This window comes from Streptomyces sp. NPDC021019, assembly GCF_044333295.1.
Classification (GTDB): Bacteria; Actinomycetota; Actinomycetes; order Streptomycetales; family Streptomycetaceae; genus Streptomyces.
Map to the genome: position 1 here is coordinate 148,557 of NZ_JBIRQR010000003.1, position 13,373 is coordinate 161,929.

General features: G+C 71.4%; 8 protein-coding genes. 3 read left to right on the top strand and 5 right to left on the bottom strand.

Annotated elements, in window-relative coordinates; translation table 11 throughout:
- Position 1: 1 nt before the first annotated feature.
- The 3 genes from ACH4RG_RS18150 to ACH4RG_RS18160 form a co-directional block, all read right to left on the bottom strand.
- Positions 2-3,313 carry a type ISP restriction/modification enzyme gene (locus tag ACH4RG_RS18150; protein WP_398539814.1) on the bottom strand — a complete coding sequence of 1,104 codons (3,312 nt, stop codon included), beginning with the start codon at positions 3,311-3,313 and terminating at the stop codon, positions 2-4.
- Positions 3,314-3,437: 124 nt separating this feature from the next.
- Positions 3,438-5,573 (bottom strand): UvrD-helicase domain-containing protein, encoded by a 2,136-nt coding sequence (locus tag ACH4RG_RS18155; RefSeq protein ID WP_397927060.1) that lies wholly within the window; start codon positions 5,571-5,573, stop codon positions 3,438-3,440.
- 75 nt (positions 5,574-5,648) lie between these two features.
- A complete protein-coding gene (locus tag ACH4RG_RS18160; RefSeq protein ID WP_398539815.1) occupies positions 5,649-7,241 on the bottom strand; it encodes a protein kinase in 1,593 nt (530 codons plus the stop codon).
- Positions 7,242-7,550: 309 nt separating this feature from the next.
- Between ACH4RG_RS18160 and ACH4RG_RS18165 the strand changes: the two genes are divergently transcribed.
- From ACH4RG_RS18165 to ACH4RG_RS18175, 3 genes are all read left to right on the top strand, one after another.
- Positions 7,551-9,002 (top strand): hypothetical protein, encoded by a 1,452-nt coding sequence (locus ACH4RG_RS18165; RefSeq protein WP_398539816.1) that lies wholly within the window; start codon positions 7,551-7,553, stop codon positions 9,000-9,002.
- Positions 9,003-9,108: 106 nt separating this feature from the next.
- Positions 9,109-10,428 (top strand): AAA family ATPase, encoded by a 1,320-nt coding sequence (locus ACH4RG_RS18170; RefSeq protein WP_398539817.1) that lies wholly within the window; start codon positions 9,109-9,111, stop codon positions 10,426-10,428.
- On the top strand, positions 10,425-11,669 hold the full coding sequence (locus ACH4RG_RS18175) for a VWA-like domain-containing protein (protein WP_398539818.1): 1,245 nt from the start codon (positions 10,425-10,427) through the stop codon (positions 11,667-11,669). The genes ACH4RG_RS18170 and ACH4RG_RS18175 overlap by 4 nt, the downstream gene beginning before the upstream one ends.
- 44 nt (positions 11,670-11,713) lie before the next feature.
- Here ACH4RG_RS18175 and ACH4RG_RS18180 read toward each other — a convergent pair whose 3' ends face one another.
- Together ACH4RG_RS18180 and ACH4RG_RS18185 are read right to left on the bottom strand one after the other, a co-directional pair.
- Positions 11,714-12,700, bottom strand: coding sequence for a hypothetical protein (locus ACH4RG_RS18180; RefSeq protein ID WP_398539819.1), 987 nt, complete (start codon positions 12,698-12,700; stop codon positions 11,714-11,716).
- Positions 12,701-12,845: 145 nt separating this feature from the next.
- On the bottom strand, positions 12,846-13,316 hold the full coding sequence (locus ACH4RG_RS18185; protein WP_397927068.1) for an ATP-binding protein: 471 nt from the start codon (positions 13,314-13,316) through the stop codon (positions 12,846-12,848).
- Positions 13,317-13,373: the final 57 nt, after the last annotated feature.

Below are 13,373 nucleotides of genomic sequence, written 5' to 3' on the forward strand. Positions count from 1 at the left end.
TCTACTCGCTGCGCAGGTCCGTGAAGAGGCTGTCGGTAGGGGGATGGCGCGGCTTCCGGTCGCTCTCCCGACCGAGCAGGACACCAGCCCCGGTCAGTTCGTCACGGGTGGAGACGGGCCCCGCCAGAATCTCGGCGAGAAGCTCCCTCTGCGCCGGGGCCAGATCGGTGAGACGGCGTAGTACGGAGAGAAGATCGAGCAGCTCTTCCGTCCACTCGGTCGGCCAGTTCTCCACGTGCAGATCGTCCAACGGGCTCGTCCTCTTGCTGGTCGGCTTCGCCTTCCGGTAGCCGAACCACTTGTTCACGATCCTCATGCCGCCCACGTGGTAGGTCCAGACGGCTTCGGGCACGGGTGTGAACGTCCCGTTGTCCAGGTGCAGTGCCAGGGTCTCCGCGTCGTGCCGGACACGGTCCGGGACGACGCGGCCGATGTTGGTCTCGTAGCGGACCTGCCGCGGATCCCCCGAGGGAAACCGTACGTCGCCGAAGGGGCGGCCGGCCCCTGGATCGGCGCACCGTTCTCCGCACGTCGACGCCCACAGGATCTCGGCCCCGAGCGCCGTCGCCCGGCGCCACAGTTCCGCGTCCCGGGTCAGTGGCAGACGTACGCCCGGGGTGAGCAGCTCCTCCGCGAAGTGCTCGGTGAAGGCGCTGTGCGCGGTGACGGCGACGATGCAGGCGCACAGGTCTGCCGGACTCACCGGTCCCGAGCCCGTACTGCGTGAGAGATGGGACAGCAGGCCCGCCGGGACGTTGGGCGTACCGTCGGGGTGCAGGAGCGGCATCACGCGGCCGCCGCGGCCGTTGAAGTGGTGTGTGTCCGGTACGAGGTGGGTTGCCACGACCGCCGGGCCCGAGTCGATCTCATGCGACGACTGCTGGTTGAGGAAGAGCTGATCGCGCTGAACCGATGCCCAGAGACCTGGCCGCGGGTAGTCGATCACCCGGTTGTCGGCGATCAGCCACTGCCGGTCGAAGCTTCGCAGGGAGACGCGCGTCAGCTCCGGGCGGGTGTCGGTCTCGTTGCCGACCGTGCGGGGACGGTCGGGAAATCCGGGCAGTGGTTCGCGTCTGCTGTTCAGGTCGCGGTCGCGGGTCTCCTTGAACAGCACGGACTTGTCCGCTCGGTCCGTCTCGCGCACCAGCCTCGCCCACCGGCGCCGCAGGGTCTCCGCCGAGGGGCTGCTGACCCAGGAGCGGTTCGCCTTGATTCCGGGACTGCCCCATGGCAGAAGGTCGTTGAGGGCGGGAAAGTCCTGCCAGCCGGATGACGTCAGCGGCGTGAACGGAAGCACACCCTCGGCGTGGGTGTCCCTCCACCCGTCGTCGTCCAGCCGGATGTCGCGCAGCTGCCGAAACTTCTCGTCGCGGCTGCCGGCCACGGCACGGTAGTGCACCCGCGTCCGACGGCTGCTGCCCGTCCCGTCCGCCTCCGCGGCTCTCCGGACGAAGACACAGATGGCGAGGGGCTGGGCGACGCCGGGAAAGACGCGGGTGGCGACATCGGCGCGGTGTCCTTCGGGCGAGAGGTTGATGACCCAGCCCTCGTCGCAGGTCCGGCGCAGATAGCTGCGCATGCCCCGCCCGCCCGGGCCCGTGGTCCATCCGGACGGGGTGATGAAGCAGACGACGCCATGCCGGTCGTCCTGGTGCGCGTCGAACACCTTCCACGTCGCCCAGCGCCAGAAGTAGATGTACATGTTCTTGAGCACGTGCTCGTAGCGGCCGTTGCCCGGCAGCCGGAACCCGTCCAGCAGCGGCGCGTCCTGGCCGTGGTCGTGCTTCTCCACCCAGCCGCCGCGGTTCTCGGCCTTGTCGTCGTAGGGCGGATTGCCGATGACGACATTGACCGGCGTGCTGGCCTTGATCCTGTTGGCGTGGCGCCGGGATGCGGCCAACGCGTCGTAGGACAGGTACTCCTCCTCGATGAAGGGGTTGTCGAGGGTGTCGGTGACGAAGAGGCTGAGGCCGCCCTCGGGCAGCGCTGATCCGTGGCGTTTCAGCAGGTCCGACGTGCGCAGCTCGGCCACGGCGTAGGGGCCCATCTGGAGCTCGAAGCCGCAGAGGCGGGTGGCGAGGCGCGATATGGCGTCCGCGGCCATGGCCGGGCCGGAGCGGTCCGCGGCCTGCTCGGCCACCCGGTCGATGATGGTGTGCAGATACGTCCCCGTGCCCATGGCCGGGTCCACGATGCGTACGTCTTCCTCACCGAAACCGGCGTGCTGCGCGAGGCGGGTGCGCAGCACGTCCTCCGTGAGACGAACCATCTCCTCCACCACCTGATGCGGTGTGTAGTACGAGCCGCTCCGCTGCCGCAGTGCGGGGTCGTACACGGTGAGGAAGTGTTCGTAGAGATGGAGGTAGGCGTCCCGGTTTCCGGCCCTGATCGCAGGCCAGTCCACCTTGGCGATCGTCCGCTGCAAGAGATCGAGCGTCACGCTGAAACGCTCGTTGACGTTGTCGGTGAGGAGTTGGAGTGCCCGGCCCATGAGCGCGTGATCCGCGTTGAGGCCACGGCCGACCTCGTGCAGCCCGACGTCTTCCAGGAGGAGGTCCTCCGAGCGGGCGAGGAGCAGCGCGAAGGTGACCGCCTGGGCGTAGCCGTCGGCGAAGGTGGCGTTGTCGGCGGAGGGGAAGAGCAGCCGCCGCCACTCGTTCTTGAGGCCGGTGAACGGCCTGGCACGCAGGTCGTCGTCGGGGGCCGACGACGTGGCCTCGGCTGCCAGCTGTTCCAGCACGGCCGAGCGCAGGAGCCTGCACAGCGGGGCGAGATGCTGCACCAGACGGGAGACGTTGGAGATGCGGGGAGGCTTCCAGTTGAGGAACATGCTCAACAGGGCGTCGAAAGCCGCCGGATTGCCGGGAGCCAGGCGGTCTCCCGCGTTCCGGAGCGTGCCGGTGAAGCGGACGGTCTCGCCCAGCTGGCGTCCTTCGCGGAACAGACGCCACTCCGTTCCGTTGGAGTAGAGCAGGTTGGGCAGGTTCCGGAGTTTCTCCCACTGTGCGCGGTTCGCCTTGTTGAAGGTGTCCGGATCCACTGACAGCCCGGGCTTCTTGAGTTCGATGTAGCCCGTCAGTTCGCCGCCGGCCCGGACGGCGTAGTCGGGGCGGACACCGAGGTCGGCGATGCGGTACTCGTCGTGCCAGGTGACTTCGTGTTGATCGTGCCGTTCGCCGACCGCCCGCAGCAGATTCTCGAGCGGTCCACGGATTACGGCTTCCTCGCTGCCGCCACCGGACAACTTGGTCTTCGACTGACGGCCGAACTCCGCTACGGCGGCCAGAAGCCAACCGTAATGCCCCTCTGACATATTCCCCCCGGGTCGCGTCAGACGAGCCTAGCTACGCATGGTGCGCAGCGGAAGACGGTCTGTTACCAGGGGGGTTGAGGGGGGCGCCGGGACTGAGGGGACGGTGATGCGGGACGGACACCGCTCACACTCCGGCCTCCACCAGGAAGGCGCTGGGTTCCCCGGTCCACGACACGTACAGGTCGTCCCGTGCCCGCGTGCAGGCCACGAAGAGCAGGCAGCGTTCCGCCAGCAGGTCGGCGGCGTGCTGAAGGCGGTCGACCTCGACCGGCGTCACCGCCTTGGCGAACGGGAGGGCGCCGGCGCTCGCGCCGATGACCGCGACGCAACGGAACTCCAGCCCCTTGAAGGCATGCATGGTGCCGACCTGGACGGCGTCCGCCGCCGCGGCCGTGTCGCCCCGCAGACGAGCCGCGGGAATGCCGGCCTGGCTGAGCCGCTCCACCGCCTTGTCGCCGTTCTTGTTGAACCGGGCGCTGACCCCGATCTCGCCTGCGGCGATTCCGCTGTCGAGCCAGCCGCGCACCCGCTCCACGAGTCCGTCCAGTTCCGCTGCCTCCGACGCGGCTCCGAGCATCTCGGGCCGTGTGCCGTGCAGGGACGAGCGGTAGCCCAGCAGGGTCTCGTTCCGCGCGTCGTCGGCCAGCTGTTCGAAGGGCCGTCCGACCAGCAGTGCCGTCGACCAGCTGAGGATCTCGTGCGTGGAGCGATAGTTCTTGCGCATCTTCGTCGAGCGTCCGGCGACCCTCACCCCGACGGCCTTGAGCGAGACCTTCGAGTCGTAGATCCGTTGGTGCGGATCGCCCGCGATGAACAGGTCGTCCGGCCGGGACGGGGCGGCAGCCCGCAGCAGCCGCCACTGCACGGGATGCAGATCCTGCGCCTCGTCCACGACGACGTGCCGGTAGCGCGGGCCACCGGACTCCAGCAGATCCGCTGCCTCCGCACAGGTACCGAGATAGGTGCGCCGTCCGTCGGCTGCCAGCCGGCCGGTGAACTCCTGGATCGTGCGCCACACCGGTGCGCGCGAGGCGATGGGCAGGGCACTGCCGCGCCCCCGCCGCTCGCAGCTCTCGTACTCCTCCAGGGTGCGCAGATTCTGCGCCAGGACGACGTGCTTGTACTCCTGGGCCAGGAACCGCCCTGTCCCCGAGAAGGCGGTCGCCCGCGCGGCCTGCCCCCACCGCGTCTCCTCCTCGCCGCCTCGCAGGGGCCGTCGCGACGTGGACACCACGCGCCCCGCGAACGCGTCGACGGTCATGATGTCGACGCGGTCGCGCAGGGCCTCGTCCTCCACCAGGGCGGCCAGCCCGTTGCGCAGGGCGGCCACGAGCGTGTTCGTGTACGTGGTCAGCAGGATGCGGTCGCCGTCGCGCAGGTGCCCCAGCAGATGCCGTACCCGATGCAGCGCGACGACGGTCTTCCCGGTGCCCGGGCCACCGGTGACCTGGGCGGGGCCGGAGTACGAAGCCCGGTAGGCGATCCGGTGCTGGGAGGGGTGGAGGAACACCCGCCAGGCCGCGAACGGCTTGTCCAGGATGTCCCGCAACTCCTCGGAGGCGGTCACCAGCGCGATGCGGGTTCGGGTGCGGTGAATGGCCGTGGCGAAGTCGTCCGTGTCCACCGGAGCGTCACCTGGCACCACCTGGGCGAGGCTGACGGAGACGACGTCCCGCCACACCTCCTCCACACTGAACCCCGCCGCCAGGTACTCCAGCACCTCCCGCTGGTCCTGCGGGAAGTAGGGGGCGAAGACCTCCAGCTGTTCGGCATCGGTCAGCGCACGGGCCTGACGCAGCGTGGTCGCGTCGATGCCCAGGGCCGCGAGGTCTCCGTCGGACACCTTCGCGAACAGCCGCTGATCGGCAGCGGGCGCGATCCGCTCGTAGGCGGGCGTGAGTTCGTCCAGCATGGCGATGTCCCGGATCTCCACCGCCCGGGTGACGGTGTTGATGCTCGCCTTCTGCTTGATCGCCCAGTCGATCGCCTTGTCGTGCGGCATCACCCGGAGCAGAACGTACGTGTCACCGCTGGCGGGCGCGAGCACGACGCCCCGCGTCCCCTGATCGATGCGGATGGTGCGGATGTGCGGATCGCGGGCGCGCTTCAGAGACTCCAGCTTCAGCCCCGGGTCCTTGAACAACTGGTCGAGCGTGAGTCGCTCGAACTTCTCCCAGGCGTCGAACACCCCTTGTTTGACCGTCCCTTGAAGCTTGGCGAGCTGGGAACAGAAGCCGATGTCGAACGCGAGGTGGGGCATGGGTGAACTCTCCCGAGGTGCGGGCGGAACGGAGCGAACGGGTGGGGCAGGGGCGAACGACAGCAGACCGGGTACTCAGCCCGTCGGGCCGTCGAGGTCGAGACGTATCAGAGCCAGCGCCTCGGCGACCTCCTCCGTCATCTCGTCGTCGGAGCCGAACACCAGACACAGATCGTCGTACAGGGGAGCCAGGATCCGCGCGGCCTCGGACGCCAGCCCCTGGGCGAGCAGCAGCATCCCGATGTCGCGACGGAGCTCGACCGCCTCGTCGCTCACGTCTCCGTCCACGGCGCGGACGACCTCCAGGACACCGCGCAGCGAGGCCAGCGCGTCGGTCACCTGTCCGAGCTCGCCCCGACACCGGGCCGCCTGCGCACGGCAGCCGCGGGCCCGCTCCCCGGTGGGCCCGCCGGTCCGCCCATAGGCGTCGGCAAGAGCCTCGAACTCGGGCAGCGCGGCCCGGAAGTCCCCGCCGAGCAGCTGGATCGCGGCGCGCTGCCGCCGCAGGTCCAGCACCTTCCTGCTCTCCTCTCCGAGAGCCCGGGCGGCGGGCCCGATCATCTCTCCGAGTACTTCGGCGGCCTGGGCGTACCGCTCCTCCTCCAGCAGGGCGTCGGAGTGCTGGTAGGCCTCCTCGATCTCCGCGCGAAGCTGTTCCGGTACGGCGACGGGCCCGGCGGCTGCGATGCCCGGGCTCACGGCGGTCGGCGCAGGGCGGTCGCCCTCACCGGCGCGGGCCCGCGGTGCGTACGGATTCCGGAAGATCCCGGTCGGGTCGGGCGCACCGTCCCAGTGCGCCGCACCGGGCGAGGGCTTCTGGCCGGGCGGCGGCAGGAAGGGACGCAGCCGATCGTACACCTCCTGCACATCGGCGGGCCGGGACTCCGGCGCCTTGAGCAGCAGACGCAGCACGAGGTCCTCAAGCTCGGCGGGCACGTCGGGTCGCAGCGCCCGCAGCGGGGTGGGCGCCGCGTTGACGTGCTGGGACATCACCACGTACTCACTGCCGCCCGTGAACAGCAGGCTTCCGCAGAGGAGTTCATGAAGGATGCAGCCGAGGGCGTAAAGGTCGGTCTGCGTACTGGTGCGCCCGCCCCGTACCTGCTCCGGCGCCATGTACTGGTAGGTCCCGATCGGGGTGCCGGTGGCGGTCAGCTTGGTGACGTCGCTCCGGAGGATCGCCGCGATCCCGAAGTCCAGGACCTTCACGGTCCCGTCCCGGGCGACCAGAATGTTGCCCGGCTTCAGGTCGCGGTGGATGACCGGCACCTCATGCGCGTACGACAGCACGGTGGCGACCTGCGCGGCGACGGCGACCGCCCAGCTGACCGGCAGCGGACGTTCCGGGTGGATGTACGAGGACAGTGCCACCCCGTCGACCAGCTCCATGACCAGGTACAGCCGCTCGTACGAGTCGTCCAGCACCGCGTCGTACACCTGGGGTACCCCGGGATGCCTGATCTTCGCGGTGATGCGCGCCTCGCGACGGAAGCGCTTCGCGAACTCCTCGGCCAACTGCGGCGAGCCGAGGACGGCCTGCTGTCGGATCAGCTTCACGGCGACAGGCCGGTCGAGCACGGCGTCGTAGCCGCGCCACACATCCCCCATGCCGCCGCTGTCGAGCCCCTCCAGCAGTTCGTACCGACCGGCGATCGCCTGTTGTGACACCGTTCCCCCGGGCTTGTGCGGATGCGGTCGACGTGCACGGGGCCGACCACGACGTGGTTGGGGACGAGTCTCGCCGGTGGGAGTGTGCCAGGTCCACCGGCGGCACGGGGCGAGGGACGAGCCGTCTTGTTCCGGTCAACGGAGTGGCTCGTTAGTGCTGCTCAGGGCGGTGCGGCCGCCCTGTCGGCTACGGAAGGCGCACGGTCGGAGAAGAAAGTTCTGGCAGATCTCGGTGACCGGAGCTAGGCTCCCCGCGATGACTCTCTCCCTGAACAGATTGGGGGACCCGTCCGCGCAAGGTGAGTGCTGATGCTCACTTCGACCGCGAACCGGGATTCCTACCCGTCTCCTCCCTCCTCCCCGTCCTTCTGGCCGCGCGTGCGCGAGTTCGCCGTGCCGGCCCCGATGATCGAGACTGCGACCGCCCGCCGTGAGGCCGGGGACTGGGCAGGAGCGTGCGCCGCAGCAGGCGTCGATATCGATTTCCGCCTCCGGTCCGTGGTGCGCGGCCACGGCTCGAAACTCGCCGCCCGCATCCGGGCGGACCTTCGCCATCTGGCTCCTGACCTGCTGCGCTGGCACATGCCGCGCATCGCCCCGCACGGGCTGCTGCGCCCGGGGCTGACGATCGAACTGGCCCGCTACGACCCACCGGAGCGCGACGGCCCGCGCCCCCTGCACCTGGTCGTCCGGACCCCGCCCGCCTGGGCGGACGCCGGGCAGCGGATCAGCCTCGCACTGTGGGACGGGTCGCACACCGAACCGGGCGCCCGCCGTCACCCTCACCCACGTCCGAACCGGCGCTTCCGCCTCGACCTGCACCGCCACCTGTGGGATGCGCGCAGGGCCGATGAGCTACGGATCCGTTGCGGTCTCGACGACCTGCCGTCCGCCGAAGCCGCCGAAGCCGTTGACCCGGAACCGTGGGGCGCCGTCCCGCCGGACCGACGCTGCGCCGTCGACCGTTGGGCGGCGGAGGCGGCGATCCTGCTCCGCGCCGAGGGGCAGGGGCCGGGCAGAGCGGTCAGCGTGCGGCTGGGCGGCCGACGCCGGCTTCTCCTGCGACTGGAGGCCGGCGCGGACGGTCGGGGGACGCCTGTCGCGCGGGTCGCGGAGGCGGCCCCGGACCCGGGCGCGTCCACACCACCGGTGCTGCCCGACGCGGCGACCTGGGTGCTGCCCGACCTCGATCTGCTCCGAACCGGGGAGATCGAGGCCGGTCAGCTGCACCCGCTGGTCGCGCGGGCCCTCGTCCCGGGCCTGCCGCCGCCTGCTCCGACATCGGCTCGCCCGGATGGCGGTGACCGGACGGGAGCGTCGCGCCTCGTGGAATGCCGGGGGGCGCAGCACCGGATCGGCCTCGTCGAAGGGGTTCTCGCGCCGCTGGACCACGACCCGGCCGAGGTCCGCCGCGAAGAGCTCTTGGTCGCCCTGACCGGTACTCCGCTGCCCTGCCTCCAGGCCATCGACGAGGCGCACCGGCGGCCGGACTGCCTCACCGGTGTGCGCGAACGCCTCGACCACGGCGACATCGCCGGTGCGCTGGCCGTCGTCGAGGGGCTGCTCGGCCCTGGGGCGTTGCTGCGCGAAGGTCCTCTGCGGGACGAGCTGGAGGCCGCCGCGCAACGGCGGATCACCTACGGGCTGTTCCGGGCCGATCTGCTCGGTCCCGGACCTGTCCGCCACCGCTCCGACGCCCGCCGACCCGTCGACCCCCGTCCTCGTCGGGCCCGACGCCCGCGCCACACAGCTGTCGGCTGACCCCGGGCCTGCCGGTCCTGTCAGCTCCCGCGCCGTGACCGTCCTGGCCCAACCCCGCACCCACCCCTGCTCATTCGCCCTCTCTCCTACCCTCAGGTGATCACTCATGCTCACGAGCACTCCGTCCGCCGCGCCCGCGTCCGCGCCCGCGTCCGCGCCCGCGCTCGCGCCCGCGCCCGCACCCGTGTCCAGGGGCTCTGCTCCCATCTCCCAACTCGCTGTCGCCGACGCGCTGATGAGCCTGCTCCGCGACACCGCCACCGAACCGCGCCCCGACACCCAGCTGGAGGCGCTGACCCTGGCGGTCTCCGCCGACCTGCCCGTGCTGCTGTGGGGTGAGCCGGGGATCGGCAAGACCGCGGCGCTCACCCAGCTCGCCGCCTCCCTGGACCTGCCGCTCACCACGGTCATCGCCAGCGTCCACGAGCCGTCCGACTTCTCCGGACTGCCCATCGTCGGCGACGACCCCGCCGAACAGGGCGTGCCGATGGCCCCGCCGGACTGGGCCGTCCGCCTCGTACGGGCCGGGCGCGGACTGCTGTTCCTCGACGAGCTCTCCACCGCACCGCCCGCCGTTCAGGCGGCGCTCCTCCGCCTCGTACTGGAGCGGCGGATCGGAGCGCTGCAACTCCCGCCCGGCGTACGGATCGTGGCCGCCGCCAACCCGCGCTCCTCGGCGGCCGACGGCTGGGAGCTGAGCCCGCCGCTCGCCAACCGCTTCGTCCACCTCCAGTGGACCCACGACCACGAGGTCGTCGTACGCGGCCTCGCCGGCACCTGGCCCCGCGCGACCCTGCCCCGCCTCGACCCCGACAAGCTGCCCGAGGCGGTGGACTTCGCCCGGCGCGCGGTGTGCGGGCTCCTCTCCGCCCGCCCCACCCTCGTCCACCGGCTGCCCACGACGGAGACGCGCCGGGGCGGCCCGTGGCCCTCGCCGCGCAGCTGGGACATGACGCTGGGCCTCATCGCCTTCGCGACCGCCGCCGGATCCTCCCGGGACGTGCTGTCCTTGCTGGTCAGGGGGACGGTGGGGGACGGGCCGGGTCTTGAACTGCTGGCGAGCCTGGACCGGATGGACCTTCCGGACCCCGAGGACCTCCTCGCCGACCCGGCGGGCGCCGTCCTGCCCGAGCGCGGCGATCTCCGGCAGGCCGCGCTGGACGGGGTCGTCGCGGCGGTCCGTACCCGCCCGGACAGGGCCCGCTGGGACGCGGCGTGGGCGCTGCTCGTCCGGGCACTGGAGGACGGAGCCCCGGATCTGGTGGTCGTCCCGGCGACGACCCTCGCCGCGCTGCGCCAGGAGGACTGGGACGTACCGGCCTCCATCGAACAGCTCGCGGGCGTCGTGTCCCTGTCCGGGCGCGCGGACAGGGCAGCCGCCCGGGTCACGGCGAAGGCGAAGACGAAGGCGACGGCGGGCCGATGACGACGACGGACGCGCCGAGCGCGCTCGACCTGGACAGACTCTTCGCCGCCCGCCTCCAGGCAGCCCGGGTCCGCCCCTACCTGGCGACCGCGCTGTTCGCCCTGCACACCGTGGAGTCACGGCAGGTCCCGACCATGGCCGTCGACCGGTACTGGCGGTGCTACGTCTCGCCGTCCTTCGTAGCCCGTACCCCCGTCGAGGAGTTGGCCGGGGTGTGGGTCCACGAGGTGTCGCACCTGTTGCGCGACCACCACGGCCGCAGCGACCGGGTCGCCCGGCAGCGCGGACTGACCGGCCCGGGGGAGCGGCTGCGGATGAACATCGCCGCCGACTGCGAGATCAACGACGACGTGTACGGCGACGGCCTGGCCAGCCCGAAGGGCATCGTCTACCCGTCGACGCTGCACCTGCGACCCGGCGAGCTGATGGAGGACTACCTGTACCAGTTCCGCCTCGGCTCCCGCACCCAGGACCTCGCCTGGCTGGACTGCGGAAGCGGCGCCGACGGACTGGAGAGGGAATGGGACGTGGGGCCCGACGGCGCGCACGGGCTCAGCGCCCATGAACAGGACGCGGTCCGCTTCCGGGTGGCGCAGGGCATCACGGGCCGGCCGGGGAACGCCTCGAAGGGGTGGAAGCGGTGGGCGGAGGAGGTGTTCCATCCGCCGCAGCCCTGGCGGGATCTGCTGGGCGCCGCCGTACGTTCGGCCGCCTCGGGGCCCGGTGCGGGGGAGGACTACACCTACGGCCGCCCGTCGCGGCGCTCCACCGGACTGCCCGGCGTCGTCCTGCCGAGCCTCCGCCGCCAACCGCCCCGGGTCTCCGTCGTCATCGACACCTCCGGTTCGGTCAGCGACGCCGAACTGGGCAGCGCCCTCCTGGAGGTCGCCGCCATCTCCCGCGCGGTGGGCGGCCGCCGCGACCTGGTCACCGTCCTCGCCTGCGACGCGGCGACCCGGGTCGTCCACCCGCTGTGCCAGGCCGAGGGCATCCCGCTGGTGGGAGGTGGCGGCACGGATCTGCGTACGGGCTTCGCGAAGGCGCTCCGGTCCCATCCCCGCCCCGACGCCATCGTGATCCTGACCGACGGACAGACCCCCTGGCCGACCGCGCAACCGGCGTGCCGGACCGTCGTCGGCCTGTTCCCGAGGGACCACAGGCGCCGCACCTGGGACGAGGACAACCCGGACTACGTCCCCCGTCGGCCGCCGGCGTGGGCGCGGGTGGTGGAGATCGGTTAGCAGCGAGGCCTTCCGCGCCGCCGGGGACAGGGCGGGTGGGGCGGTCAGGAGAGGAGAGCGATGATCAGACGCCCAGGGATCAGGTACAGCGTGACAACCGTGCTGCCCAGAAGGATCGGCAGGCCGACGAGAATACAGAGAGGCAGCCAGACCGGGGCCCAGGAACTCACCACCTTGCCTTCGCCGTCCGTGCCCGGCAGATGCCAGACGGACCGGAGCGGCACGGGCTTCCCGGTTCTGCTCCCCGCCGCCCGCGGGTACTCACGCTGTCGGCCAGAAGCGTCGGTGACCACGTAGACGTGCTGGTGAGCCCCGTGCGGACTGACCGCCGATCGCGCGAAAGTCGCCTGCGTCCGATGGCCACGGCGCATCAGCGCCCACAGGTCGACTGCGGCACTCGCGACGACAACACCCGAGAGAGCGGCCAACTGGCCGGAGGCCCCTACAACGATGACGGCGACGAAGGCTCCTGGCCCGTCGCCTGCGGCTGCCAGGGCGACCGCGTAGCCGATGAGCAGCGCGAGCAGCCCGATCGCCCACGGAAGGGGCAGGTCGTCGGCAGGGCGCGGCGGCAGGCTGTCGACCTCTTCGGCCGAGGTGGGATTCCCGCTGGGCGGATGGGGCGAACCCGCGCGGAGCCGTACAGCGTCGGCCGCGCACACGACGATGAGGCGTTTCGCACCGCCGTCGGGGGCCCACCTGACCTCGACGGTCGCCTGCCCGTGCCGGGAGTCGAAGAAGCAGGGCGGCAGCCGCTGGGGCAGCGGCTCGCCGGCGACACGGGCCTCCAGGTCCACCAGAGAGCTCATGCCCTGCTGCAACAACTGGGGAACGCGCTTCACCTGCTTGCGGCGGTGCAAGGCCCTGGAGGCCGCGTCGTACGCGTCGAGGGCGCGTGCCCAGTCGTCCACCGCCTTCGACGGTGTTCCGGGATCGCCCGGCGCGAAGCTGTGCTCGGCCAACAGCTCGCCGAAGGCCGTCACTTCGGCTTCCAGTTCCCGCTCACGATCTCTTCGCCCGGTCCTACGCATCTTCGGCCCCCTTCGCCCCATGATGGCTCTTGGAGCTTAGGCGCTACGCGTGTCGGGGCGCGTCGGCTTCTCCCCCGTTGAGTTTCGCCGGCGTTGCCGCAGTCGGCGCCTCTGTCGGCCGCGCACGCATGCGTTTCGGACCGGATCAGACAGGTCGGACGTCGAGCGAGGCCCACACGGTCTTCCCGGGGCCGGCGGTGCGGGGGAACCAGCCCCAGTCGTCGGCCAGGGCGGCGACGAGGAGCAGCCCTCGGCCGCCCTCCTGGTCGTCGGCCGACGAGTCGTTCGGCACGGGGAGGCGCTCGCCCCTGGTGTCGGTGACCTCTACGCGTACGGTCGCGTCCTCGGCGGAGAGCCGGAGGTGGAAGTCACGTCCCGGCACGAGGCCGTGACTGGCGGCGTTGGCGCTGAGCTCCGCCACGATCAGCGTCAACGCGTCGTGGGCGTCACTCCCGTACGGGACGCCCCAGGCGTCGAGCCGTTCGCCGGCCAGGTGTCGGGCGAGGCGGGCGCCGCGAGGCGTGGAGCTGAACCGCATCGCGAAGTGGTGCCAGGTGAAGCGGGGTTGGGTGGGCCGCGCGATACGTACGGGGAGGGGTGAAGGGTTGCTGGTCATGCCTCCACGGTGACGACTCGTGGCGTAGCGTGACCAGAGGTGACGCGCCGTCGTGAG